The organism is Cohnella cholangitidis, from assembly GCF_014107495.1.
Taxonomy (GTDB): domain Bacteria; phylum Bacillota; class Bacilli; order Paenibacillales; family Paenibacillaceae; genus Cohnella; species Cohnella cholangitidis.
This window is the reverse complement of record NZ_CP041969.1, coordinates 1,252,208-1,278,129: the sequence shown is the minus strand read 5'-3', so window position 1 is coordinate 1,278,129 and position 25,922 is coordinate 1,252,208. Positions and strand designations below refer to the sequence as shown.

General features: G+C 52.4%; 24 protein-coding genes. 12 read left to right on the top strand and 12 right to left on the bottom strand.

Features of this window, described 5'->3' with window-relative positions; genetic code table 11:
- Positions 1-23: 23 nt before the first annotated feature.
- Genes FPL14_RS06275 through FPL14_RS06250 form a run of 6 tightly spaced genes read right to left on the bottom strand, consistent with a single transcriptional unit; the run spans position 24 to position 7,642 of the window.
- A complete protein-coding gene (locus FPL14_RS06275) occupies positions 24-1,760 on the bottom strand; it encodes a cache domain-containing sensor histidine kinase (protein WP_182302208.1) in 1,737 nt (578 codons plus the stop codon).
- 7 nt (positions 1,761-1,767) lie between these two features.
- On the bottom strand, positions 1,768-3,324 hold the full coding sequence (locus FPL14_RS06270) for a helix-turn-helix domain-containing protein (RefSeq protein WP_182302207.1): 1,557 nt from the start codon (positions 3,322-3,324) through the stop codon (positions 1,768-1,770).
- Between the two features lie 40 nt (positions 3,325-3,364).
- Entirely contained in the window at positions 3,365-4,483 is a 1,119-nt protein-coding gene (locus FPL14_RS06265; protein ID WP_182302206.1) for a TolB family protein, read from the bottom strand.
- Positions 4,480-5,964, bottom strand: a complete 1,485-nt coding sequence (locus tag FPL14_RS06260; RefSeq protein WP_182302205.1) for a sensor histidine kinase — start codon at positions 5,962-5,964, stop codon at positions 4,480-4,482. Before FPL14_RS06260 ends, FPL14_RS06265 begins: the two co-directional genes overlap by 4 nt.
- Positions 5,961-6,647 carry a response regulator transcription factor gene (locus tag FPL14_RS06255; protein WP_182302204.1) on the bottom strand — a complete coding sequence of 229 codons (687 nt, stop codon included), beginning with the start codon at positions 6,645-6,647 and terminating at the stop codon, positions 5,961-5,963. Before FPL14_RS06255 ends, FPL14_RS06260 begins: the two co-directional genes overlap by 4 nt.
- 35 nt (positions 6,648-6,682) lie before the next feature.
- Entirely contained in the window at positions 6,683-7,642 is a 960-nt protein-coding gene (locus FPL14_RS06250) for a M15 family metallopeptidase (RefSeq protein ID WP_229263802.1), read from the bottom strand.
- Positions 7,643-7,860: 218 nt separating this feature from the next.
- On the opposite strand from FPL14_RS06250, the gene FPL14_RS06245 reads away from it, so the two are divergent.
- Together FPL14_RS06245 and FPL14_RS06240 are read left to right on the top strand one after the other, a co-directional pair.
- Positions 7,861-9,858, top strand: coding sequence for a methyl-accepting chemotaxis protein (locus tag FPL14_RS06245; protein ID WP_182302203.1), 1,998 nt, complete (start codon positions 7,861-7,863; stop codon positions 9,856-9,858).
- Positions 9,859-9,964: 106 nt separating this feature from the next.
- Positions 9,965-10,645 carry a sensor domain-containing protein gene (locus FPL14_RS06240; RefSeq protein WP_182302202.1) on the top strand — a complete coding sequence of 227 codons (681 nt, stop codon included), beginning with the start codon at positions 9,965-9,967 and terminating at the stop codon, positions 10,643-10,645.
- 81 nt (positions 10,646-10,726) lie between these two features.
- Here FPL14_RS06240 and FPL14_RS06235 read toward each other — a convergent pair whose 3' ends face one another.
- Entirely contained in the window at positions 10,727-11,035 is a 309-nt protein-coding gene (locus tag FPL14_RS06235) for a winged helix-turn-helix transcriptional regulator (RefSeq protein ID WP_182302201.1), read from the bottom strand.
- Between the two features lie 156 nt (positions 11,036-11,191).
- On the opposite strand from FPL14_RS06235, the gene FPL14_RS06230 reads away from it, so the two are divergent.
- The 3 genes from FPL14_RS06230 to FPL14_RS06220 all read left to right on the top strand — a co-directional run bounded on the left by FPL14_RS06230 (position 11,192) and on the right by FPL14_RS06220 (position 13,226).
- On the top strand, positions 11,192-11,593 hold the full coding sequence (locus FPL14_RS06230; protein WP_182302200.1) for a DoxX family protein: 402 nt from the start codon (positions 11,192-11,194) through the stop codon (positions 11,591-11,593).
- A 22-nt stretch (positions 11,594-11,615) separates the two neighbouring features.
- Positions 11,616-12,320 carry a pirin family protein gene (locus tag FPL14_RS06225; protein ID WP_182302199.1) on the top strand — a complete coding sequence of 235 codons (705 nt, stop codon included), beginning with the start codon at positions 11,616-11,618 and terminating at the stop codon, positions 12,318-12,320.
- Positions 12,321-12,482: 162 nt separating this feature from the next.
- On the top strand, positions 12,483-13,226 hold the full coding sequence (locus FPL14_RS06220) for a DUF6612 family protein (protein ID WP_182302198.1): 744 nt from the start codon (positions 12,483-12,485) through the stop codon (positions 13,224-13,226).
- 453 nt (positions 13,227-13,679) lie between these two features.
- On the opposite strand, the gene FPL14_RS06215 is transcribed toward FPL14_RS06220, so the two are convergent.
- A complete protein-coding gene (locus FPL14_RS06215) occupies positions 13,680-14,492 on the bottom strand; it encodes a histidinol-phosphatase (RefSeq protein WP_182302197.1) in 813 nt (270 codons plus the stop codon).
- Between the two features lie 19 nt (positions 14,493-14,511).
- Positions 14,512-15,414, bottom strand: a complete 903-nt coding sequence (locus tag FPL14_RS06210; protein WP_182302196.1) for a LysR family transcriptional regulator — start codon at positions 15,412-15,414, stop codon at positions 14,512-14,514.
- Between the two features lie 208 nt (positions 15,415-15,622).
- Between FPL14_RS06210 and FPL14_RS06205 the strand changes: the two genes are divergently transcribed.
- The 3 genes from FPL14_RS06205 to FPL14_RS06195 all read left to right on the top strand — a co-directional run bounded on the left by FPL14_RS06205 (position 15,623) and on the right by FPL14_RS06195 (position 19,174).
- The gene (locus tag FPL14_RS06205; RefSeq protein WP_182302195.1) at positions 15,623-17,221 is read left to right on the top strand and encodes an MDR family MFS transporter; all 1,599 of its coding nucleotides are present in this window, start codon (positions 15,623-15,625) and stop codon (positions 17,219-17,221) included.
- Positions 17,222-17,226: 5 nt separating this feature from the next.
- Positions 17,227-17,811: a PadR family transcriptional regulator gene (locus FPL14_RS06200; RefSeq protein WP_182302194.1), complete on the top strand. Its 585-nt coding sequence runs from the start codon at positions 17,227-17,229 to the stop codon at positions 17,809-17,811.
- Positions 17,812-17,923: 112 nt separating this feature from the next.
- Positions 17,924-19,174, top strand: coding sequence for an MFS transporter (locus FPL14_RS06195; protein WP_182302193.1), 1,251 nt, complete (start codon positions 17,924-17,926; stop codon positions 19,172-19,174).
- A gap of 21 nt (positions 19,175-19,195) precedes the next feature.
- Here FPL14_RS06195 and FPL14_RS06190 read toward each other — a convergent pair whose 3' ends face one another.
- A complete protein-coding gene (locus tag FPL14_RS06190) occupies positions 19,196-20,143 on the bottom strand; it encodes a zinc dependent phospholipase C family protein (protein ID WP_182302192.1) in 948 nt (315 codons plus the stop codon).
- A 116-nt stretch (positions 20,144-20,259) separates the two neighbouring features.
- Between FPL14_RS06190 and FPL14_RS06185 the strand changes: the two genes are divergently transcribed.
- The 3 genes from FPL14_RS06185 to FPL14_RS06175 all read left to right on the top strand — a co-directional run bounded on the left by FPL14_RS06185 (position 20,260) and on the right by FPL14_RS06175 (position 23,176).
- Positions 20,260-20,718: a chemotaxis protein CheX gene (locus FPL14_RS06185; protein WP_182302191.1), complete on the top strand. Its 459-nt coding sequence runs from the start codon at positions 20,260-20,262 to the stop codon at positions 20,716-20,718.
- Positions 20,719-20,821: 103 nt separating this feature from the next.
- Positions 20,822-21,604, top strand: a complete 783-nt coding sequence (locus tag FPL14_RS06180) for an SDR family NAD(P)-dependent oxidoreductase (RefSeq protein WP_182303874.1) — start codon at positions 20,822-20,824, stop codon at positions 21,602-21,604.
- 39 nt (positions 21,605-21,643) lie between these two features.
- Entirely contained in the window at positions 21,644-23,176 is a 1,533-nt protein-coding gene (locus FPL14_RS06175) for a DEAD/DEAH box helicase (RefSeq protein WP_182302190.1), read from the top strand.
- Between the two features lie 140 nt (positions 23,177-23,316).
- Here FPL14_RS06175 and pdaA read toward each other — a convergent pair whose 3' ends face one another.
- Positions 23,317-24,102 (bottom strand): delta-lactam-biosynthetic de-N-acetylase, encoded by a 786-nt coding sequence (pdaA, locus tag FPL14_RS06170; RefSeq protein WP_182302189.1) that lies wholly within the window; start codon positions 24,100-24,102, stop codon positions 23,317-23,319.
- A gap of 236 nt (positions 24,103-24,338) precedes the next feature.
- Between pdaA and FPL14_RS06165 the strand changes: the two genes are divergently transcribed.
- The gene (locus FPL14_RS06165) at positions 24,339-25,586 is read left to right on the top strand and encodes an S-layer homology domain-containing protein (RefSeq protein WP_182302188.1); all 1,248 of its coding nucleotides are present in this window, start codon (positions 24,339-24,341) and stop codon (positions 25,584-25,586) included.
- Positions 25,587-25,663: 77 nt separating this feature from the next.
- Here FPL14_RS06165 and FPL14_RS06160 read toward each other — a convergent pair whose 3' ends face one another.
- Positions 25,664-25,879 (bottom strand): hypothetical protein, encoded by a 216-nt coding sequence (locus tag FPL14_RS06160; RefSeq protein WP_182302187.1) that lies wholly within the window; start codon positions 25,877-25,879, stop codon positions 25,664-25,666.
- Positions 25,880-25,922: the final 43 nt, after the last annotated feature.

Sequence of the window (25,922 nt, the reverse complement as noted above, 5' to 3'; positions counted from 1 at the left end):
TTGTATAAAATCCGGCGATCGCGTTATTCATGCGGCTTAAGCGGCAACCGAATTCTAATGAGCGTTCCTTGTCCGTCCGGTTGCCCGATTTCTACTCCGTAAGGCGAACCATAGTGGTATTGGATACGCTCGCGAATGTTGCTGAGGCCGATTCCGCGGGTACGTTCAGGTCCGGTTAGCGATAAGTGGCGGATTTCCGCGCTCTTTTTCTCGTCAATGCCGACCCCGTTATCTTCGACTTCCAATAGGAGCTGGTGTTGATCCTCGTAGGCTCTGATCCTGATTCGCCCATCCTCCCGGTCGGAAGGGAATAACCCGTGCAGGATGGCGTTTTCCACGAGCGGCTGAAGAAGCATTCGAGGAACGACGGTATCCATCAGCTCTTCCTCCGCTTGCCACTCGATGCGAAAACGATCGGGATAGCGGGTCTGCTGGATAACCCCGTATTGATCCACGATTCGGCGTTCTTCCTTAAGCGTAGCGAACTCGGCTCCGTCCCCTGTTTTGATCGTATCCTGAAGAATGGCGATCAGGGCTTGGGTCATCTCCGCAGCCTGTAGATTACGTTCCGCGTGGCACAAGTAAATAATCGTGTTTAACGTGTTGTACAGGAAGTGCGGATTGATCTGAGCCATCAGCAAGTCGATCTGCATTCTTCGTCTCATATCCTGGTCGCGTATGGAGGATTCGATATGGGATTTGAGGTCGTGCACCATCCGGTTAAAGCCTGCCCCTAGTATTTCCAACTCGTCTCCGCTGCGGATGGCCACGCTCGTATTGAGATCCCCGACGGCAACCCTTTTCATCGCTTGGGTCAATCTGGACAACGGCTTCGTTAAGCTTAGAATGATCGGCAGCATGACGATAAGGCTAAGCAAAATGGCGGACAAAATGATCAAAATGTAAAAATAAAATACGCGGTTGATTTTCTCGAACAGCCTGTCCTTCGACAACAGGGCGACTTGTTTCCAGCCTTGGTTCATGGAGGAGTCGATCAACGCGATTCGCGAAGAGTCTTCTTTATAAATCTCGTTCGTCGCGTATACATCCCGAATAAAAGCGCGGTCATTCTCGGAAATGTCGGTGCGGCTCTCGTACAACGATTCGCCGGAATCCATGGATAACCGAATTTGTTCGAAATCGCCCGCGCTCTGCAGAAAGGCGTTGCCGATTTCCGAATAGGCGATATCCAATACCAAGTAGCTGTAAGGAGAAACGTTGTCCCCGATCGGACGGTATTTCAGAATGTAGCTGAACACCTGACGATTGCTGCCGAGATAGAAAAACTGATGAGGAACGGAAAACCCGCTGCGTTCGTCCATTCGCTCAACGAACCAATCCTGTTGCAAGTAGTCGGCGAAATAATCCTCGTAGCCGGTATTGTTGGAGAAGGTTTCCTTGTCCGGCCTCACGATGACTATGTTCTGGATATAATGATTCAGAGCCGCGAAGCGCTTGAGCTTCTCTTGAACGGCTTGTTTGCGAAAATAGTTTTCTTCCAGCGACGGACTGGGAGAAAGATAAACGAGAGAACCGATCTCCTCGTCGGATACGATATACTCCGCGGTTTTCGTAACCTGCTCTTGTACCTTCTTGAGTTGGAAGGATACCTGGGCGAGCTTGGTTCGGCTGTCTTTGATCGATTGCTCCCGAATGATCCCCTTGGCGTAGTCGTAGATGAAAAATCCGCTCAGCATTAAGGTGACGGAGACGACTAGAGCCGTGCTGGCGATGATTTTCGTCCTTATCTTGAAGCGCATCGCAGGCTCACCTTTTCCTTTCCACGTACTCGAGCGGGGTCATGCCCGTCGATTTGCGGAACACTTGGCTGAAATATTGGCTGTTTCGGTAACCTACGAGCTCCGCGATCTCGTAAATTTTATGTTTTCCCTCTTCGAGCATTTTTTTCGATTGATCGACCCGAATGGCCGTGAGCGCGTCCAATACGGTTTGTCCGGTTTCCTCCTTGAACAGGTGGCGCAAATGGTCGCGGCTGATGCCGATGTGCTCGGCGATTTGTTGCGCTCCGATATCCTCCGAGTAATTTTTGCGGATATACTCTAGAGCTTGGGTTACTTTTCGCGAATACGATTTGAAGGCGGAGGAAGCTTCCGCCAAGGATTGGAATTCGCGTATGAACCAGTCCCTAATCCCGTCCGCTGACGTCCACGGGGCGGTGTCGATTTCATCCCGGCTCCATAACAGCTCCAAGGAAGGAAGGTTCAACGTTTCGCGGCTTTGGTCGACAATCGAAACCAACTGCTTGCACATATCGGTAAAACCGGCGAGGTCCTTGGAAGCCGCGGCGTCAGCGAACAGATTCGCGAGCAGGGAAGGAATCCCGTCAAGTTGAAACGTTCTTACGTTCTCTGAGAATTCCTTCAGCTGTTGATCCGTCGCGAGTCTCGCAACTTTATAGTCATTGCGGTTCTGCAAGCGGAAAAGAAATCTCGGTCCGTAAAATACGGAGCGGGATAATAGTAAGTTGGCTTCGTGAAAGAGCGAGGGGATGCCTTTCCAGTCGCTAATGTCGTGCACGATCGCAACCGATGTCGTCCCGCCGGTTTGCTCTTCGACGGCTCGTTTGGCCAGCATCGCTTTCTCATGGGCATGGTCCCATAACTTCTGCTCGCTGCGGATGCCTTGGGCGATAAACAGGAACGCGTATTGGGATTTGCGAATCGGAATCGCGGCCAGCAGCGATTCGTCTTCCAGCTCGGCTTGCGGCTGTTCGAATGCGGGAGGGATCGGAGCTCCGATATTCGTCATTTCCGTCAGCAACGGAAACGGGCGATCTTGTTGGACCACCGCCAATTGGAGGTAATCGGCTTCGGCGAAAGCTCCCGCCGTCGCCAGCCATTGCTCCCGGGTGACCGGACGGCCGGCGATTAAGTCCGCCAGCAAGGGCTTGCGCAGCGCGGCCTGTTTAACAAATTCCTCTTCGAAATCTTTCTTGAGCAAGATCAGCTCGCGAGCCAAATAGTCCGCATTCAGTTCGTGCTTCACCCAGTAGTTGGACAAGCCGAGCTGAATCGCTTCCTTGGCGTAATCGAATTCTTTATAAGAGGATAGCAGGACGATTTTGGGCGAACGCTCTTCGGACGCCAGTACCCGTTTGCAAAATTCCAGCCCGTCCATGACGGGCATTTTGATGTCGACGATAATTAATTGAGGGCGGAATTCTTCCACGAGAGAAAGCGCCTTGACCGGATGGGTAGCTACGCAGCAAATTTCGTAACCCAATTCCTTCCAAGGCACTAAGCGGCGAATATGTTCGATGGCCAGAATCTCGTCATCAAGGATCAACACGCGGATCGGTTTCATCTGTCGTCTTCCCCTATCAAGTCATAATGTAACTCTTATATTAACTGATTCTGACGAGATAGGTAATAAATCGATTCCGGTTTCGTTGTTCGTCGGTTTGCGTCGCGGACACCATAAGGCGGTTGCCGGTCGGGTTCCAGCGCAGAGGATCGGCGATGAATTTAATATCCAAAGACAAGGGGGAGGACAATCCCGTCGACGCGTCGGCCACGTAGACGCCGCGTACGGTTCCGTTAGACGTTATACCCGCGTAGGCGAGTTTGTTGCCGTCGGGCGACCACGCGGTTCCGTAAATTTGCGTATCTTGGGCGATCGCTTGAAGAACGTTGCCTTGCATGTCCGTGATGATAAGCTCTGCTTCGCCGCTGGAAATTTTCCTCACGATGGCGAGCCGTTGCTCGTCCGGCGAAGGAACCATCCACACGACGTTGTCGATCTTGAAAGCGGCAGGATCGTCGATTAGCGAGTTCGACATCAGATCGCCTTTCAGCGAACTATAAATGACCTGATCGTCCAAATAAGCAATATTATTCGCGAACGGGATCTTAGTATCGACGAGCATTCTAGCAGAGCTTCGAGCCGAATCCGCCAAGTAAAGCTTGCCGTCGATCGTTCCGTACACGATCGAGTCGTTATCTACCCATCGGCCGTTATCGATCGTCATCGCGTCGATATCGGTGTAGGTCGTAATACGGCCCGAAGGGATATCCAAAATATGTCCTTGGCCCGTATTGCTCTGAAGACTGAACGTTTTATAGAAAATTTTCGTTCGGTCCGGACTCGCCTGGGCGTAGCCTTGATTCTCGTTGGCGGGAATAAGGGGAGTCTGCACGGCGGACGAGAGGGAGTGGACGTATATATTATGCGGATACCACTCGGAGCCTTCGATTTGCTCGGGCTTGAAATCGCGATTCTCCTTATCGATAAGAAGCTCGTTTTCGCTTAGCCAATCCATTCCTCTCACGTCGTTTAGCCGGACTAGCGCATGGGTTTCCGTTTTCTCGTAAGAGGCTATCTCCCGGTTATCCATAACGGTAATGGTCTTGCCTTCGATCTGCAGCTCTTCTTTGTCCGTTGTGCCTTGCTGCTGGCAGCCGGACAGAAGAAGCGCGAGCGCAAGGACGTATCCGATCGCTTGGCTATGCAATCTCGGTTTCATAAGAGTTCCTCCTTCCTAAGAGGCGAAGTACGAACGGGAAAGATCAAACGAAAAGTCGTGCCGAGCTCGGAATCGATCAGTTCGATCTTTCCGTTATGCTTTTCCATCAATTGCTTCACGAGCGCCAGACCAAGCCCGGTGCCGCCGCTTTGCCTTGATCGGTCCTTGTTCACGGTGAAGAAAGGTTCGAAGATTTTGTCCCGGGCATCTTCGGGGATCCCCGCTCCCGTGTTCGAGATTTCAATGATCGCGTTATTCTCTTCCGCGCGGTCGGAGACGTGCACGCGTCCGCCGGGAAGGTTGTATTTGATCGCGTTGTCGAGCAGATTGACGAGGATATGCACGAAGCTTTCGCGGTCGGCCCATATCGGGATTTCTTCCAATCGGTGATCGATCGCGACATCGAATCGTTCCGCTTTCGCTTTCATTCTGCCGATCAAATCAAGCAACAATTCCCGTATAGGGATTAGTTCGGGCTGATACTCGAAATCGTATTTCTCCAAGGCGGTAAGACGCAAAGCTTTCTCCACCATATCCGTCAGCCGATCGGTTTCGAGCTTGATATGATGGACCGCGTCGCCCTGCAGCGCGTTATCTTCCGGATATAACTCCATTAGGTCGGAGTACGCCTTGATGGAGGTTAGCGGTGTCTTGAACTCATGGCTTATGTTGCCGATGAACTGCTTCTGCTGCCGTTCGAGCTGCTGCAGCTTGACGACGGCTTGTCGCAGCTTCCGATCCTCGGCTTTCATGGCTTCCATGCTCTTGCGTATTTCCGTGCTCATGTAGAATATACCCCGACTGAGCTGTCCAAGCTCGTCCTGACGGTTAAGCGGAGATCGTTGGAGAAATTGTCCTTTACGGATTTGCTCGGCCGCATGGTTAAGCGTAATGATCGCAGACGTCGCCCGTCTGAAAAAGAGGAAGCCGAGGATGAAACTGGCCGCAAGCACGGCAGCGCCGGTAAATAGGAATAGGCCCGCGATCGTATCGTAGAAACGAATATCGTTAGCTAACGAATATTGAAACTGAAGCACTCCCATTTGCTTGCCCGGGCCTTGTAGCGGGGTTAAATAGAGTAGCGAGCTCCCTTCGCGTTGGTAGGCGATTTTCCCTTTCAGCGCAAAGACCAGGGCGTTATCCACCTCGTAGGAGGAGCTTAACGGAACGGAGTCCCCGACTTTCTTCCCCGAATTATCGTAGAGAACGACGTGCAGCCCCGAATATACCGCCAGATCCATCGCAAACTGCTGCCCGCGGGAGCGCAGGAAAGTCTGAGCTTCGATCGGGGGGGAAGTCAGATAAGCTTGTTTGATGCTCAGGTTGGCAATCCGCGTCTGTTGCAATAGCTCCTTTTCCATGCGCAGCTGCTGCTGGTCCTTGATCCCCCGTAGGACGAACACGCTCAGAACCAATACGGTGAGCAACAGCAGAACGGCTAGGAAAAGGCTGAATTTGAGCTTGATGCTAATGGCTCTCATCGGCTGCTCCCCACGGCTTTATAGCCTACGCCGAACACGGTTTGGAGCATGAGTTGGCCGTCTTCTCCGAGTTTCTTGCGCAGTCGCTGTATATGGATGTCGACGGTTCGCGTACCGGCCGCGTATTCGATCCCCCAAACGGCATCCAGCAGCTCGTCTCTGGTAAACACCCGTTCCGGGTGCGATAGCAGAAGCGCAAGCAAATCGAATTCCTTGGGGGTAAGCTCGATCGCTCTATCGTCAACGAACGCCGTGCGCAGCCTGAGATGAACCGATACGAGGCCTGAGACAATGGATTCGGCGGGTTCCGGTTCTTTTTTGTCCAACCGGCGAAGAAGCGCCTTCACCCTCGCGATCAGCTCCCGCATGTCGAAGGGCTTAGTCATGTAATCGTCCGCGCCCATCTCGAGTCCGACGATTTTGTCTACGATATCGTCTTTAACGGTAAGGAGAATGATGCCCGTATCCGACCGATTATCCAGCTTGCGACATACTTCGTAACCCGTCAGCTTGGGCATCATGACATCCAGCACGATGACGTGCGGATGGAAGCTGAGAGCTCTGTCCAATGCGGCTTGTCCGTCATAGACGGTTTCCACCTCATAGCCCTCTTTGCGAAAAGCATAGGAGATCGGGTTGGCGATCCCGGGCTCGTCGTCCGCGACGAGGATGCGTTTAATCATAGCTTCACCTGAAAGTATGGAATAAGAGTTCTATATTACCGCGAAGCGGCCGCGGCCTCAACTTGTTCGTAATATTGTTCAAGCGTCGTCTTCTTCTTAGTTATGTCCTCCGCGATCTTTTTCCCAACATAACGCACATGCCAAGGCTCGTAGGAATAGCCCGTTATCGATTCTTTACCTTTCAGGAAGCGGAGGATAAACCCATGTTCGGGGGCGTGCTTGGCTAACCATTTGCCTTCATCCGTCTCGCCGAAGCTCTCCTCCAATCCGTAACCGACGCTAGCGCTGGAAATATCCATCGCAAGCCCGGTTTGGTGCTCGCTTTGTCCGGGACGGGCGCTTGTCCGGTTTGCGACTTCTTCGCCTTTGTTTTTCGCGTTGTTCTCGAAGATCGACTTCTGCGTCCCGTATGAACGATAACCGGATACGGCTTTCAGCTCTATGCCATCCTCTTCGGCCGCATCGAATAGAGCTTCCAGAGCTTCGGCGGCATACTTGCGCATTTGCTTCTTGGGCGAATTTCCGGAGAAGGAGAACGGAACGTCGGGAACGACCAAATCCGGCGGCACGTAATCGGAAGGAAGATTGCGTTTCTTGTTGACGAGTACATAAGGGCTAGTCGGATTAGTAATGATCGCTAGGCCGTCTTCGTTCTTTGCGACCGTCGAGCTAGGTAAGCTGTCGGCCAGGAGCGCGTAGATTGGATTTCCAAGCTGCGGCGATTCGACCTTCTCCGTTGGAGTGGGCGAGGGTTGTTGTTCCTGCGAAGGCGTTGGTTTCGGTTCCGGCGACAATGTTTCCGCTGGTAACGGCGACGAGCTCGCGGACGGCGACGAGCTCGCGGACGGCGACGGATTGGCGGATAGGGAAGGTGAAGGGCTGCCGGACGATTCCGGCATAGCGCCCGGCGCGGAAGACGATTTATTCGTTATGGACCATACTCCGCCTATGATCGCAGCGCCGACAATGACGGTTAGGACGACTCTTTTATTCATATTTCTCTCTCCTTAGGAACGATGTTCAGAATACAAGAGTAAGAGAGAGATGTATCCGCGTCATATCGACATGTTTCTAAAGTGTAAACTTTCAACTCGGGGCTAAAGTACTATTGAATTTGCTTAAAATATTGCAATTGTCGTCGGATATAGGAGGAAAATCATGGGCGAATGTCAAATGGAATAAAAGCTGTTTTACTTGGGAGGATGTTGTATTCATGTCCACGCGTCGCCGATTCTGGGGTCATTTGCGAATTCAAGTCATGTTATTAATGGTCGTGATGCTTATGCTGCCGCTCGGCGGCGTTGGCTGGTTATATTACCGAACGTTAAGCTCGGATTTGGCGAAAATAGAGAAAGCGCACGCGATCGAAGTGAACGCTTCCGCTCATCGGTTGCTCGATCAGCTTGGAGAGCAATTGTCGGGGTCCGTGATCACGAACGCGAAGTGGAAAGATTATTTGGACGCGCTGAACCAAGATGATCTCGCTTGGATCGAGGAGAACGTAAACGTTTCTTTGGACATTATTCCGGATCTCAGCTTCGTGGCTACCGTCGATTACGAGGGGAAAGTCGTGACGCAAGCCGGGGACATTCCCGAATTCACCGGACAGTTGAAGGATATGTCGATAGCGGAAAAGGTCCGGAAAACTCCGGATGTCTACGGTATGATTCAGACGTCCGAGGGGATCGCGGTCGTTGCCGCCTCGCAGATTACCGACGAACAGAGCAAAGCCGAATCTACGGGGATGCTGATTTTCGGACGGCTGTTGGATGACGAGGCGTTAAAAGGAATCGGGACGATTCTGAATGCTGGCATTGCGATAAGGTCATCGGATCAGCAGAAGTTAGGAAGCAGCGCCGAAACTGCAGCGTTGTTGGATGGAGACGGTTCTTCCGGACTGCCGGCGATCGATCGGCAGCCTAGTTTCCGATCAGGGGAGATAAGCGGTTCTAGGTATAGCGAGGTCAAATCCGGACATTCCGGCTTATCGGGGCAGACCGTCGTGGAAATGGTCGTATCCGTGCCCGCGGAGGCGAGCGGGACGGTTCAGAAGGAAATGGTCCGGATAAGCGGAATCGCGGCGGTTCTGGCGATCGTCCTGATCGTATTGATCGCGGTCGTTCTTCGCCGCAGAATCATAGTGCCGCTCGTGAAGTTCGAAGTTTTCTTGAAAGAAGTATCCGCGGGGCACTTGTCCGGCCAATTGCAAGAAAAAGTTCGGAGAAGGGAAGACGAGATCGGTTCGATCGCTCGTTCCTTGCAGGATATGGTCGAGCAGCTTAAGCATCTGGTCTCCGGCATTCGCTCGACCGCGCACGTTACGGCGACCGCCGCGGGGCAATTGACCGGCGAAGCGGATACGGCCGCGGAAGGCGCGGACCGGATAGCGGAGTCGATGCTGGAGGTCGCCGCGGGCGCGGACTCTCAGGCGCAAGGGATGAAGCGGGGGGCCGAAGTTACCCGGGAAATATTGGGCAGCATGAACATCATCAGCGATCGGACGACTTCCGTCGCCGCCGTAGCCGAGCAAGCGACGAAACAAGCGGAAGAAGGAAACGAAACGGTTCGGCATGCCGTGGCGCAGATGGAGCGGATCGCGGTTTCGGTAGAGAGTTCGGTTACGGATGCGCAAGAGCTTCATAGGGAATCGGAACAGATCGGGAAAATGGTCGAGGCGATCTCGGCCATCGCTTATCGCACGAATTTATTGGCGCTCAACGCCAACATCGAGGCTAGCAGGGCGGGAGAGCATGGACGCGGATTTTCGGTCGTGGCCGGCGAAGTGCGGAAGCTTGCGCTGCTTGCGGATCGGACGGCGACGGAAATCGCAAGCGGAGTAGACCGGATTCGTTCGGGGATCAACGCCGTTACCCATAGAATAGAGGACGGCTATCGGGAAGTGCAAAGCGGTACTTTGCTCGTTCGCGATGCCGGTAACGCCTTCGAAGGGATTTCATCCGGCATTGCGGATATGGAGGGAGAGCTAAGGGAAATCGCGTCCGCCGGACAAGAGGTCGGAGCGCAAGTAGAAGAGCTATCCATCTTGGTCAGCCAGACCGAGGCGATATCCGAATCGAGCGCCGAACGGTCGCAAGATGTCGCGGGAATAGCCGAATCCCAGATGAATACGGTACGCAGAGTCGCGGACGCCATAGGTTCGTTATCGGCCCGGATTAGCGAATTGGAGCAGGCGGTCAACCGGTTCAAGTAAACTGGACTTAAGTCCAGTCGGGGAACCGATCGTTAGCCAAGGGCAATCTTTCCATTTTTCCCTTACGATAATTGCAAGAAAACAAAAGCCGAGGGGAAGCCGACAGATGAAGAAAATGAAAGTGTTTAAAGCCTGGACGATCTTGCTGGGGGCTCTCCCGAGAGGGATCGGAGCGTTCGTCATCGCGATTGCCGGATTAAGCGCAGGGCTTCCGCTAGCCATATTCGTGATTGGCCTGCCTCTATTGGCGGGAATGCTGATCGTCTGCGAGCGAATATTAAACGTTGAACGCCGTTTGTTAGCGGAGTTGGACCATAATGAACAGTCGGATCCGCAACGTGCGAACGCGCAGAAAATAAACCTTGCGGACCTTGCAAACGATAGTCGGTTAAAGCATTGGCGGGGGTGGCTAAGCGTTCTAACGAACAAGCAACAATATTGGAGCTTGGTTTACGGAATATTCCATTTTCCCGTGTCGATTCTTGCGTTCGTCTTAGCCGTTATCATTCCTGCCGTCGGTATCGGATTGTTGTTAACCCCTGTCGCGGCTATCGTGAGCATCGAGTTTTTTCAATTCGATCTGTTCGCCGAGGACTGGTTCATGAAATGGCTGTTCCCGGACTGGAGCTCGTTTCAACGATCCTGGTTTAATGCCGGCTTGGGCGCCGTATTGCTCTTGTCCGCCCCGTTTCTCTTGAGGAAGCTAGTCGGTTTTTATGCGGCGTGGATCCATTGGATCTCAAGATCGGCGAAAGCCGATTCGCCAGTGGCGGTGCACGAGCTATAATCTGATACGCATGCAAAGAACCTCCAATCCTTCAAGGGTTGGAGGTTCTTTGACATTTCATTCGATTAGACGGTTTGCGCGTTACATCCAATTTTCGCCCCAGTTTTGGATAGAGTGAATGACTTCCTCCAAATGTCGGCCTTTCTCGGTTAACTCATATTCGATGCGCACCGGCATTTCAGGATACACCGTTCGCGTTAGAATCCCGGATGATTCAAGCTCTTTCATGCGATCAGTCAGCATTTTGTCGCTCATTTCGGGAATTTGCTCTTTGATATCCTTGAAACGTTTAGGACCGCCAAGCAGCACGCGGATGATAAGTCCCGTCCATTTTTTGCCCAGTAATTCTGCAGCGGATTCGTATTTGGGGCACATTTTGGAATAGTCCATACCGATTCCCCCTTTGGTTCTATATTAGCATACCCACTTCAGAAAAGTAAGTTAAATCTTTTTATTATTAAGTTACTTGACAAAAGTAAGTGAATTAAAATAATATAGTAGAAAGCAGAACGTAAGGAATGCTAAACAAAACGAAAGGCGTGGGTTATGATGGAATGGGGATTATTGTTGCTTAGAGTCGTGGTAGGTTTATTGTTCGCGGGTCACGCGATGCAGAAATTGGCAGGCTGGTTCGGAGGATACGGTCTGGCGGGTACGGGCGGATTCTTCGAGTCGATCGGAATTAAACCGGGCCGTACGATGGCTCTGCTGGCCGGACTTGCGGAGCTCGTTGGGGGATTGCTGTTCGCATTCGGTTTGTTCACTCCGCTTGCCGCATTGCTAATCGTGCTGACCATGTTGATCGCTATCTTGAAAGTACATGGCAAAAACGGTTTATGGGTAACGCAGAACGGGTATGAATTCAATCTGGTGCTTATTGTCATTGCCGTATCCGTGGCGCTTATCGGACCTGGCGACTATTCTTTAGACGCATTGTGGGTAAACTGATTCAAACAAGGAGGCATTATCGATGATTTCCATTCAACGCTCGCATGAACGCTACTCCGCAGACCATGGGTGGTTAAAATCCAATTTCAGTTTTTCCTTCGCGGATTATTATGATCCGGAATACGTGCAATTCGGTCCGATGAGAGTGCTGAACGACGATTCGATCGCGGCTTCGGAGGGCTTCGGAATGCATCCTCACCGGGAGATGGAGATCGTCACTATCGTTCTCGCCGGAAGATTGGAGCATAAGGACAGTCTTGGCAACCGGGCGGAGACGACTTGGGGCGGAATTCAAAGAATGTCTGCCGGGACCGGCGTATTCCATTCGGAGTACAACATTTCCGAAGACGAGCAGTTGGATTTGCTGCAGCTGTGGTTCATGCCGAACGTTAAGGGAGTGAATCCGTCCTACGAGACGACGCAATTCGATAAGGACGGATTAACGGATAAGCTTGTGCCCGTTGCTTCTTCAAGCGGCGTAGAAGGAAAAGTCGCGAGCTTGCATCAGGATATGACGATCTATTTGTCCGATCCGTCGGCGGGTAAGCCGCTAACCTATTCGCAGCTTGGCGGAAGAAAGGTGTTCTTGTTCGTGCTGGAAGGCGAAGTCAGCGTTAACGGCGAAGCTCAGTTGGGGCGGCGGGATGCAGCTCGAATAGAGGACATGCCGGAGTTGTCTATCGTAAGCAAGGAAGGCGCGCGAATCATGCTGATCGATTTGCCGTAATTTCGTCGTCGGATAAGGGGAATGGAAGGGGTTGTTCTCGCTTGCGGGAGCAGCTTCTTTTTTTGCGATTGTTGGATTGGAGTTTATGTATTACTATGAGGGAATATATGGAATTTTCGGAGGTCGAGCAGACTGTTCATTCGATTATGCGTTGTGGTTGCGTTGGCGTTCGTTCTCACGTCTTGCGGAGAAAGGCTCGTACCGGAAGAGATCGTTCGAAACGCGATGGAGGCTAACGAGGAGATTCGGAATTTCAGTATCGGCGTGGATGCGATTCAAGAGGTAGACATGGGAGATCTCTCTATGACCCAGAAAGTCACGGCAGGGGGAGTCGTTGTCGATAATCCGTTACGGTTTCTTTTGGATATGGAAGTGAAAAATCAGGGCGCGACAATCGATGTTTCAGTGTATAAATCCATTGATTCCTATTACATTAAAGACAATGAAACTCCAAAAGAATGGATAGAGGCGCAAAATCTGGAACAAATGAATCAGCTTGAGAAACCGTTGATGGATTTCGATAAACCGAATGTCTATCTGAGCATGATCCTCGAAGACGACAACCATCTGACGGCCGAAAAAAAAGAGGACGGAATCCATGTCGTGTTAGCCGAGCCTAGCCAAGAAACCACTCGGAAAATAACGGCATACCTCTTGGACACTTTACTTGCGGACGATGCTGGGCTGGAGTTGCAAAAGCACGAGCTTAAGAAACTGGACATCCTGATAAACGAATCTTCGGGATTGATCGAGAACATCGTTATGGAGCAACACATAGTCGTTGAAAAGCCGGGCAATGATTTTATAATGGAAATCAATCAAACGAGTAACATTACATATAGCGATTACAATACTAGCGAAATTTCGATTCCGAACGAGCTTCAGGCACTTATTAACGTTAAATAACCGTTTTTGTTACACAATTGAAACATTCCTGTTACGTATCTGTCGCAGTGGTCGGATATTATAATAAACAAGACCCCCTTTTTTCATATGATTGAAGCCTGCCACCGTTGGCAGGCTTCCTTTTTTTTGCGTGTATGAATGATGTTGACTGAATAACGGCATGGCGTACCGTTATATGTGAGGGACTCTTGTTTTTTAGTCAGATAGCGGCACGCGGTGCCGTTAATCGCAATAAAATCGGTTCAAGGTGTCAATTAACGGCACGCCGTGCCGTTATGAGTGGAGGTTTCCGCTAGATGGTCCAAATAACGGCACGGCGTGCCGTTATCCGCGACACACATTGCACGAGAGGATGTACGCTAGCATAGAGTGGAGAAGGGATAGGATACCACAACACCCAAAGAGCTGCGACCTCTCGCAATTCCTTGGGTGTTTTTGATGTGTCATCTTACTTTATAGCGATACGACGACCTTCTGCTTCTGACGGAAAAAGACCCAGCGGTTAAAGCCGATCTCGCGTAGACGTTTCTGGACAAGCTCCCATTCGTCGCCTACCCGTTCGGGAACGTGGGCATCGGAGCCGAAGGTGACGTCGACGCCGAAATGCAAGGCGCGTTCGAGCATCGCGTCGGAAGGGTACCAGCCGCCGACGTCTTTCGTTTTGCCGCTCGTGTTGATCTCGATGGATATGTCGTTGGCGGAGACCGCTTTCAGCGCCTCGTCGATGTCGGCTTCGGCGCCGCGGATATCGGCGAAGCCCGGGTAGTAGCCCTTCATCGCGTCGATATGGCCCAGCACCTGGAACATTCCGCTCTCGGCGGATTGGCGAATCAGGTCGTAGTAGTGTTTTTTCTCGTCGAGCTGCTCCGCTTCGTTCTTGCCCTTCCAACGATTGCGGTTGAAGATGCTGACTCCCCGCGTTTGATGCACGGAGCCGATAATGTAATCGAACGGGTAGGGCTCGTAACTCTTGCGGTACAATTCGATCTGATCGATATAGAAATCGGATTCGACGCCGAGCAGCACTTCGATCTTGTCCTTGTACTGTTCCTTAAGGCGAAGAACTTCGGCTACGTAATGAGGGAAGTCGCTTCTGGCCATCGCGATTTTCGGCTGGGGCTGATCGAGTTCATGGGCAAAATAAGGCGAGTGGTCGGAAATTCCGATAACCTGCATGCCGGCTTGAATGGCCGATACGATATAGTCGTTGATTTTACCGGATGCGTGTCCGCATCTGTCATGGTGCGTATGCAAATCGAATTTCATGTCAGTTCTCCTCTTCCTATTATTCGCTTCCGATAAACTGATCTTCGGGCATCCCTTTCAGATCGTTCAAAAATTGGCGCATGGCGCTGTTGACGTAACGACTGGATTTGGTCATCACTCCGACGGGATGGCTGACTTCCAGTTCGTTCACGGGAATCATCTTTAGCGTTCCCCGGCGAAGCTCGCCCGCGATGGATAGTTTCGATACGACGGCAGCTCCCATGTTGAGTTCGACCATCCGTTTAACCTCTTCGCTGCTTCCTAGTTCCATTACGATATTGGGTTCAAGTCCGTTTTCCCTGAATATGCGGTCCGTAAACCGTCGGCCAAGCGTGTCCGGCGATAACAGGATAAGAGGGATGTCCTTGAGCATGTTGATCGTGATGCGGTTGAAGGAAGCCAACGGATGCTGCGGGGCTACGACGAGCTCGAACGTATCGTAATAAAGCACCGACGTTTCCACTTGCGGGCTTCTGTCCGTCAAGTAGCCGATACCGACGTCGACCGTACCGTTCTCGACGCTGGAGAGCACCTGCGCGGAGGACATGGATAAGATGCTCGTCTTGATCAAGGGGAATTGGTTTTGAAAATAGGACAACACCCTGGGCAAAATCTGTATGGCTATCGACGTTGTCGTTCCCAATACAATATGGCCTTGAGGAATTTGATTCAAATCCGACAACTTCTGCTTCAGTTGCTCCACGATCGCTAATATTTGCTCGGCATGCTCCAGAAATACCTGGCCTCGATCCGTTAGCGTAACGGGATGGTTCCGATCGACGAGAATGGCTTTGAATTCGTCTTCAAGGCTCTTGATCTGAGCAGATACGGCCGGTTGCGTCAAGTTGAGCATTTCGCCTGCTTTGCGGAAGCTAAGCGTCTTGGAAATCGTCACTAACGTTTCCAGTTGGCTTATGTTCATCTAGTCGCCTCCTTGAGATTGAATAAATTTATCAGATCAACTTGATCATATAAAAAGGATTTGTCGTTAATTCCATTATAGGGGATTCATTCTTCCGTAGCAAAGGGTTGATAATCACTCAAATTTGAGTATAATAACGAATGGGTAATCAAATTTGAGTACTTGTACCGAATCGCGGAAAGAGAGTTTAGGGAGGAAATAACAAAACATGGACGTGAAAAAAAGCAATACGAAGCTCGTCGTCGCGGGTTTGCTGCTTGGCTTATTCATGGCGGCGCTGGATCAGACGATCGTATCCACGGCGATGACAACGATCATTCAGAAGCTCGGAGGCTTGGAAAGCTTCATCTGGGTGTATTCCGCATACATGATCGCAATGGTCGTCTCGACGCCTATATTCGGTAAACTGTCCGATATGTATGGACGCAAACGGTTTTTCTTGATGGGTCTTATTCTGTTTCTGCTTGGCTCGATTTTATGCGGAACCGCGCAGAATATGGATCAATTGATCATTTATCGCGCCATTCAAGGGATTGGCGGCGGCGCGCTGATGCCGATCGTGTTCACGATTATTTTCGATCTGTTCCCGGCGGAGAAACGCGGCAAAATGATGGGGCTGTTCGGAGCCGTGTTCGGAGTGTCCAGCGTATTCGGGCCGATCTTGGGAGGAACGATTACGGATAATCTTAGCTGGCGCTGGATTTTCTATATCAACGTTCCGATCGGAATTTTGGCGATTGCATTTATTTTGAAGGCTTATCACGAAACGAAAGTAACCCGCAAACAGGTCATCGACTGGGCAGGCGCCATTCTGTTGACCGGGACGATCCTGTGCTTGATGTTCGGATTGGAGTTGGGAGGAACGGAGGGCTGGGCTTGGGATTCGGCGCAAACGATCTCGTTGTTCGCGGGCTCGGCAATCTTGTTCATCCTGTTCCTGCTGGCGGAGAGAGTCGCTAAAGATCCGATCATTAAGCTCGGCTTATTCCGGAAGCGGCTATTCACGAGCAGCATGGCCGTCAGCATGCTGTATGGCGGAGTCATGATCGCAGGGGCTACATACATTCCGATCTTCATTCAAGGGGTGTTCCACAAGACGGCAACGGAGACGAGCACCGTTCTTACTCCAATGATGCTCGGGGTTGTCTTAAGCAGTCAGATCGGGGGAAGATTCGCCACCCGGTTCAGATATCGGGACGTCATGATCGTATCGGCGCTCACATTGCTGGTCGGCTCTTATTTGCTTGGCTTCGTAATGGATACCGAGACAAGCCGATTAATGATTACCGTGTTCATGGTCATCATCGGTCTCGGAATGGGAGTCTCCTTCTCGCTGCTCAACATCTCCACGCTGAATTCCGTTCCTCCGCAATACAAAGGGTCGGCCTCGTCGCTGATTACTTTTTTCCGGACGATCGGTTCGGCTATCGGAGTGACGGTATTCGGTACGCTGCAGAAGCACGATTTCCAGCAAGGGATTCAGGAGTTGCCGAATATGAGCCCCGAAATGGCAGCCCAAATCAAGGGAGGTCAAGCTTTGCTTGATCCGACCGTTCAGGCGAAAATAGGACTCTCACCGGATATCGTAAACGCGTTATTGGGGAAACTCGCGGATTCCATCCTGTACATTTTCCAATGGTCCGTTCTGTTGCCGGTTCTTGCGCTCGTATTCGTGCTGCTCATGGGCCGGGCTCGGATGGAGAAAGCGAACCCCGGACAGCAAGGGTCGCCCGGCACGCCGCCGAACGCTCAAGGGGGTAACGACGCCGTATCCGGCAAGCCTGAGCCTTCGTTCCACGGAGGATAATCGCGATGTCGATGAAGTTGTTGATCTTAGGTCTGCTAAGGGAATGCAATCGCCATCCTTACGAGATCAGGCAGACGATTAAAGCGAGGAATTGGCACCATACGTTCAAAATTCGGGACGGCTCGCTCTACTATGCGGTCGACCAGCTTAGGGACGAAGGAATGATCGAAGTCGCGGAGGCGGTTTCCCTGCAAGGCGATAATCGGCCGGACAAGATGATCTATCGAATTACGGAGCAAGGGGAAGCTGCGCTTCTGGAAATGCTTTACGCGGAAATGGGCAAAGATTTCTATCCCCAGCATCCGATATTCGTGTCTCTACCCTTCGCTAAGCATGCCGACGACGGATTGATGGAGCCGCTAATCGCCAAGAGGCTGAACGCGTGCTTAGAGCGGATCAAACACCTTCGCTTCGTGTTGGAGCTCAAGGGAGAATGGTTGCCTCGCGGCTCTTCGCGCATGATCCAAGGCGTATTGCGTTTCAGCGAAACGGAACGGGATTGGCTGCGGGAGCTGTTGGAAGACGCGAGATCCGGAAAATTGACCGACCCCGGCAACATTCCGGATCAAGGCGCGAGACGTTCGGAATAAGTAAAGAGAACATTAAATAACGTTAATACGAGGAATAAAGAAAGGAAACCGCAAAGCTTTCGTCGAATGATTCCGTCAAACGGCGCTGAACAGCGAGAGAGGCGATTGCCTGATGGATGATAAACGGAAGATTAACGCTTGGGTAATATACGATTGGGGAAATTCGGCTTTCGCGACGACGATTATGGCAGCCGTTATGCCGATCTACTTCATTAGCGTAGCGGGAGGCACGGACGGAAGCTGGAGCTTTACGCAAACCGCGGCCGCGATCGTCGTGGCGCTGCTGTCGCCGCTGCTCGGAGCGATTGCGGATCATACGGGCAGGAAGCTTGCTTTTTTGCGGGTATTCAGCATTATCGGAGCCGTGGCGAGCGCGTGCCTTGCTTTCGTCGGGCCGGGAGATATGTGGCTTGCTTCCGTGCTCGTCGTCATCGGCATGGTCGGGTTCGGCACCGGCAATACGTTCTACGATGCCGCGCTCAACGATATCGCATCTCCCGGACAGAGGGAGAGAGTCAGCGCGCGGGGATACGCGATGGGATATTTGGGCGGCGGCCTGTTGCTTGCCGTCAATCTAGGGATGATCTTAGGTTGGGAATCGATCGGGTTGCCGGACAAAACCGCAGCATCGCAGATTTCGTTCGTTACGGTCGGAATATGGTGGTTCGTGTTCTCTTTGCCTCTGTTTCGAAACAATAAGGATATTCGATTGGTAAAGGATGGAACCGTCCGGGGCAACTTGAAGGAAGGGGCTAACCGCCTTAAGATTACGTTCTCCGAGATTAAAAAATATCCCGAGCTAATGAAATTCATGGTCGCGTATTGGTTTTTCTTCGATGGGATCAACACCATTATCGTCATGGCCGCAAGCTATGGGACGACGGTCGGCATTAAAGACGAGGACTTGATTACGGCGCTGCTGCTTACCCAGTTCATCGGTTTCCCGGCTACGCTGCTCTTCGGCAAGTTGGCGGATAAATGGGGCGGCAAGAAAATGCTGTACGGTTCGCTCGTAACCTATGTCGTTATCGTCATCTTAGGTTATTTCATGACGAATTCCTTGCATTTCTTTGCGCTTGCCTGCCTGGTGGGTCTCGTGCAAGGCGGATCGCAAGCAACGTCCAGGGCGATCTTCAGTAAAATCATCCCGCCGGGACGGACAGCGGAGTTCAACGGGTTCCTGAGCTTCACCAGCCGCTTCTTTTCCTTTGGAGGTCCGCTCGTGTTCGGAATCGTGAAGCTGATCAGCGACTCCAGTCGTTCAGCGCTGTTGGCAGTCGCGTTCTTTTTCGTCGTCGGAATCATCTTGCTGACCTTCGTCAATCTGGCCAAGGGCGAGCAAGAAGCCCGGCAACAGATCTAGTTCGGGCATCTTAGGCTTCCGTTATGCGGGCACGACGGAATCGGCGAAAGTAATCCATCCTTCATCGCACGGCAGTCCCGTTTCATAGGAAATATTCCGAAGCAGCTCGCTGAAACGCAATTTCAGATGGGCTGCTTCTTCGTCCGTCTTGGCCGTTAACCAAGCGATACCCGCGGCAGTCGTAGCCGTGCCGTCTTCCAATGCGGCCTCCCATAACTCCATTGCGCTTTCGCGATGAATGATCGTACGGTCCGTCGGATCGATCCACGGCTGGCGGCTCTCGTTCAGAACGTCCCATTCCGGAATTCGCCTCGGAGGAGAGAACGGCGCGAGCTGGCCGAAGGCAAACCTGCCTTTCCAGCCGGTCGGGTCGAAGAATAGACGCTGCGCCCGGAGCATCTGGGCGACGGCCCGATCGAGCAGTTCCGCCGTGATCCGGCTCGCGACGGCGGGAAAGTGTTCGGCGACAACGCAAAGGAAAGCGGAAGAAAATCCGCCCGGCAATCGGTTCTCCGTATCTACTTCCGGAAATACCGGCGTTACTCCCGTATGAACTCCGGCCCGCTTCATTAAGATGACGGAATCCATCGCCGTCTCGAATGTTTGGTGATGCCATTTCTTAAAGCCGGAACGGCTGAATACGAACGGATGGAGATGCCGGTCCAACACATGGTGAAGAAGGAAACCTATCGTATAGGCCACGGCCGGATCTTCCATCGGGCGACTACGGACGGCGTTGAACAGGGAGAGCAAAAACGGTCCGCAGCGAACGTTGTGAATGAGCGTGCCGAGTTTATTCAGCGGAGTCGAAGATTGCCACGGCAGGAAATGATCGTAGAACAAGAAATCGGGACCTTGACAGCCGAGTTGGAACGCGGTCTTCCACTGTTGCCCCTCCATATATTGGTCAACGCGAATAGCACTTAAGACTTCTTTACCAAATAGAATATGGGCCCATATATTCGGCATGCTTCCGCTCCTTTTGACAAAAATCAGTGTACTTGTACCTATGATTTCAGTATAATAAAGGAAAGCGGTTACGGCTAGCGGTTTCAATCCAAGTAGACAAAGGGGCGCGTTCAGGCATGAAGGCTGAGTACATCAACCCATTTTTGGAATCCGCGCGTATGGTCATCGAACAGATGGTTCAAATCCGTCCCAGCACCGGACAGCTCTCCATTAGGGACATCAAGTTCGCGGAAAACCACGTATGGATTCAAATTGGACTGACGGGACATATGACCGGAGATATTGTATTCGGTTTAAGCGAATCGGTTGCGTTGCGGATCATTTCGGCTATGATGGGCGGTTACGCGATTACCGAGATCGACGATATGGGCAAGAGCGCCATATCCGAATTAGGCAACATGATCAGTGGCAATGCGAGCACGATGTTGTATAATCAAGGAGTGCACGTGGATATTACGCCACCTCAGATTATGAACTCTCATTTTGCTTCGGCTACCGGCGCAAGCCGCGCGTTAGCGGTTCCGCTCATTATGGATGGAATCGGCGAAATGGAAATTCAAGTATTGATCGCGTAATACATACGATCTTATAAGGTTGCTCGTCCGCCCCGGCCAGGGCTTTTTTCATGGTGCAGGATCTATTGCCTTGCCTGCTTATTTCCTCCGAGGAGGGGTAATGATGAGAGTAGCGCTGCAAAACAAAGTCGTGTTAATTACCGGAGCATCTAGCGGGATCGGGGCACTCGTCGCCAAGCTTCTTGCCGAGCGGGGAGCTATTCCCGTACTAACGGCCCGGTCGCGGGAAAAAATGCTGGAGCTGGCCGCATCGATTCGAGGGGAACATGCCGTATACGAAATGGATGTTACGTCGGACGAGCAGGTCGAACAGGTAGTCTCGCAAGTGCTTGCCCGATACGGTAAAATTGACGTGTTGCTCAATAATGCCGGGTACGGGGAATTTATTCCTTTTACGGAAACCCGGATAGACGATTTCAGCGACATGATGGACGTGAACTTCTTGGGCACGGTACGCTGCGCGCGCGCGGTATTGCCGTCCATGCTTCAAGCCGGACAAGGACATATCGTTAACGTGGCCTCCATGGCGGGCAAAATGGCAACGGCGAAGTCCACCGCCTACTCCGCTACCAAGCATGCGGTACTCGGATTTACGAACGCATTGCGCCAAGAGTTGCTCGGCTCGGGAGTGCGGGTGTCCGCCGTGAACCCGGGACCGATCGATACGCCGTTCTTCGATCGCGCCGATCCCGAAGGAAATTACGTTCGCAATATCAAATGGTTCATGATGTCGCCGGACAAAGTCGCCGGAGCGATCGTATCCGTCATCGAGCGGCGCAAGCCTGAGCTTGATTTGCCTTGGACAGCCTCGGTCGGCGTGAAGTTCATGCAGGCGTTTCCTCGGATCGGCAATGCGCTCTTCGGACGTTTAATGAATAAGAAATAAGCAGGCGAACTTAGCGATAACAAGAAGACTGGGGTTGGGATGATGGGTTTCAAAGAACTGGGGTTAAACGAGGTGCTTGCGGACAAGCTGGCGGCTAACGGGATTTCGGAGCCGTCGGAAGTGCAAAGCCAAGCGTTGCCCGCGTTGCTGAGCGGCAAGGATGGCGTGCTGGTGTCTCCGACGGGGACCGGTAAAACGCTTGCTTATCTGCTGCCGGTGCTGCAAAAGATCGACGGCTCCCGGCGGGAGACGCAAGCGCTGATCCTCGCGCCGACGCAAGAGCTGGCGATGCAGATCATGCGCGAGGCGGAAACGTACGGACAGCCGTTAGGCATTAAAGCGACCGCATTGATCGGGGGAGCTTCTCTAGCTCGCCAATTGGAACGAATGAAGAGCAAGCCCGCGCTCATCGTAGGCACGCCCGGGCGGGTGCGCGAGGTTGCGAATACCCGCAAGCTGTCGTTGCATTCGGTGGCTTCCGTCGTCATAGACGAGACGGACCGGGTGTTCTCGCTCGGCGGGAAGAACGACGTGGAACAATTGATGCGGCAATGCTCCCGCGACCGGCAAACCGTATTCGTATCCGCGACCCGATCGGAAGCGATGAAGGACGCGGAGAGAAAATGGCAGAAGGACCCATGGGTATCCGACGTGACGGAGAAGGAAAACGAGAACGGACTCTCTTCGACGCTGCAGCACTGGTACTTCTTGAGCGATCGCCGGGAGAAAATCGATCTGATCCGAAAAGTCGTTCGGCATATGAAGCCGTCATCGGCGCTCCTGTTCGTTAACGATACGGAGAAAATCGGGGAACTGCTCGCGAAGCTGCGGTACGAGGGCGTTTCCGTGGATGCGCTCTACGGAGATACGCGCGGCCAAGAACGCGGCGAAGTGATGCAACGGTTCCGCAAAGGCCGCACGAAGCTGCTGATCGCTACGGACGTTGCCGCTAGAGGCTTGGATCTTCCGGGATTGCCTCTCGTCATCCAGTTCGAGCCCGCCCTCGACGCCGATCACTACGTGCACCGTTCGGGGAGAACGGCGAGGATGGGACGAGAGGGAACGTCGATCACGCTGATCGCGCCGGAAGAAAGATTCATTATCGACAAGCTGGAAAAACAGTTAAACATCCAAGTACAGCCGAAGATGTTATACGAAGGCCGAGTCGTATCCTTGGAAGAAGGCATCGCTAAGAGGGGCTCGGCCGTTGAGAAGATACCGCAATCCGGCGGCGGCCAAGAGGCGAAGGACGGACGCCCGGTATGGAAATCCAAAGCGGAATACTTGGCGACTCTCAAGCCCCAACCGGCGAGCAAGCCTAAGGAAGCTCCCGAGAGGAAAGGGAGTACGTCCCAACCGAAGAAGGCGGCCGACAAAGCCGTTCATCCGGTGACATCCGCTCCCGCGAATGCGGCGAAACCGACGGTCAAGGCTCCGGCTAAAGCTCCGGCGAAAGAGCCGGTCAAGCCAGCGAAAGCCAAAGCGGAACGGGCGAGGGACAAGAAAAACAAAGGCGCTCCGAAATGGTTGAAGGAGAAGCGCGAGGTTGCTTCTACGGATAAAAAAGAATAGATGGCATTAGCCGATAAATCCCGCCGCGCTTCTTAACAATGCGCACTAAGGCGGGATTTCTTTGATGAATATGAAGGGACTATCCCGAATGGGATAGTCCCTGTTTTGATCCGCACCGCTCGCTCGTTTGCGGTCTCGGCTTAACGGTATGTTCTCGAAGTGAGGCGGTCCAGATTGTGGAATTCGTAGCCTTGCTTCCTCGCGTCGTCGATGATTCGGGCCAGCGCTTCGGCATTGTCCCGCGAAACGGAGTGGAGCAGGATGACGGCGCCCGGATGCAACTGGCTCATGACGCTTTCGTAGGCGTAATGCCAGCCTTGCTGACGGTTGACGTCCCAATCCCGGTAAGCGATCGACCAGAATACGCCGGTGTACCCGAGCTCCCGGCAAGCGCCGAGCATTCGGCCGCTAAAGATGCCCCGCGGCGGACGCATATACCGCATTTCCGGCTGATTAGTGAGTTCAGCGACTCCGGCTTTGACTTTGTCCATTTCGCCGCGGATGCGATCGGCGCCGATCCGGCTCATATCCGGGTGACTCCAGGAATGGTTGCCGATAATATGGCCTTCCTTGGCCATTCGGCTTATCAATTCGGGCTGTTCCTTAACGAAGTGGCCTGTTACGAAAAATGCCGCGGGCACGCTCTTGTCCCGGAGAACATCCAGTATGCGGGGAGTATAACCGTTCTCGTAGCCGTTGTCGAAGGTCAAATACAACTCTTTGTTCTGCGTATTTCCAAGAAAAATGGCGTCATGCTGCCGAAGGACGTTCATGAAACCTTCATCCGCGATCGACGGCAGGTTCCCGTTCCGGCTCTTCTTGAAGCCGAAATGATAAGGTGTATCGTTAGTTTGCGCGGACGCGCTTCCGGCGAAGAGCATGCAGATCGCGGCCGTTAGATTCAAGATGATTTTTAAGCTGGGCATGAACGACGTTCACTCCTCTTGGAAATGGTATCTATATACCTTGAAACGAATGGAACAAAATTATTCATGCCTTTCCAAGTCGGCCTCAGGGCCGAAAGGCTGGGAGAAGTGGGACCGATCCCGTACTTAAGGCTTATTTTCCGCCTAGGACCCTCTAATATTCGATTTATCCCTCGAAAAGTATAGGCATGCGGGTTTAATCCGTGAATACTTACTTGCGAAGGAGAGATTTATACATGAAATTAAATCCACCGATCTTGAAAAAAACGGCTGCCGCTACGCTGGCGCTCACGATGCTGGTAGGAGGCGCGACGGGAGCGATGGCTTCCGCGAAAAACAAGCACGGTAATAACGATTGGAAAAATAGCTCCTGGGACGACCGGAAAGATAACGATAAAGACGATAAAAAAAATAACAAATCCAAAGTCGAAATCAACCTTGATTTCGGCGATCTGAACGAGAAGGAATGGAAATGGGCGTACGACCATATTATCCGGCTTGCCGCGCAAGGCGTGTTTAACGGTTACGAGGACGGAAGCTTCAAGCCTCGCAACAACATTACGAGAATCGAAGCTTTGGTAGCCGCCGTACGACTTCTGGGATTGAAGGAAGAAGCGGAGAAGCCGGAGAACATGAATGCCAACCTTAACTTCAAAGATTTCGACCAATTGAAGAAAAAATACGGCTGGGCAGTCGGATACGTAACCGTAGCGCTCGAGAACGATCTCTTCTCCGAGACGGAAGTCTCGATCCAAGCGGATAAGCCGGCTAACCGTCTGTGGGCGTCCGTCTTGCTCGTCAAAGCCATGAAGCTGGACGCGGAGGCGAAGCAGAAGATGGATGCGGTATTGCCGTTCCGCGACGCGAAACAAATTCCTGCCGGTTCGGTAGGGTACATTGCGGTTGCTCTCGAGAAGAACTTGATCACGGGATACAACGACAACACGTTCCAGCCTAACCGTCCCGTAACGCGCGCCGAGCTGGCGGCTTTGCTGGATCGGGTCGATCAACAGCTTCCGGAAGATCAGAACGCGCAAGCGATTACCGGGTCGATTCAAGCGATTGCTAACGGTACCCTTACCGTGAAAAAAGCGGATAATACGACGGTTCAGGTTCCGGTAGACGCCAACGTGTTTATTTTCCGCAAGGATGTCAAAGCACCGTTGTCCGCCCTGCAAGTCGGCGACGAGGCGCTCGTGCGTACTTTCCAAGGCAAAGCGGTGTTCATCGAGGTCACCAAAGCTGCGGAAGCGAACGTGCAATTGGCCGATTCCGGAAAAGTGAGCTCGTTCACGTTAAACGCGCAAGGCAAAATCGCTACGATCGCGCTGATCAAAGAGGTGAACGGCACGATCAATTCGATCATCTACAACGTAGATCCCAACGTTACGATTACCGGAAATTCCGGCGTTCTGTCGCCTAACTTGAACGTGGTCGTCAAGGGGACCAATAATCTCGTTCAATCGATCGAAATTTTGGCATAACTTCTATACATGCTTACGAACAAGAGAACCGCTTCCGGGCGGTTCTTTTTATTGCGCGTAATTGCGCCGGGTTCCCTTTAGCGAGGATTGCCGGATTTCCCGGCGGGCTGAAACCGGTCCGCGACGAGCAAGATCAGAATAACGGGCGCTAACGTAATCGCGTCGACAAGGAGGAATCCCCAGGTACCGATGGAGAGCGATCTGAACCAATGGTAATCGGACATCCATGCGTACACTAGGAAAAGCCATATGCCGGACAACGCATAAGCGATCGAACACGCTTTGGCATTCATATCCACACCTCTTTCGGCTAGCATTCCACTCTCTCTCCAAGGA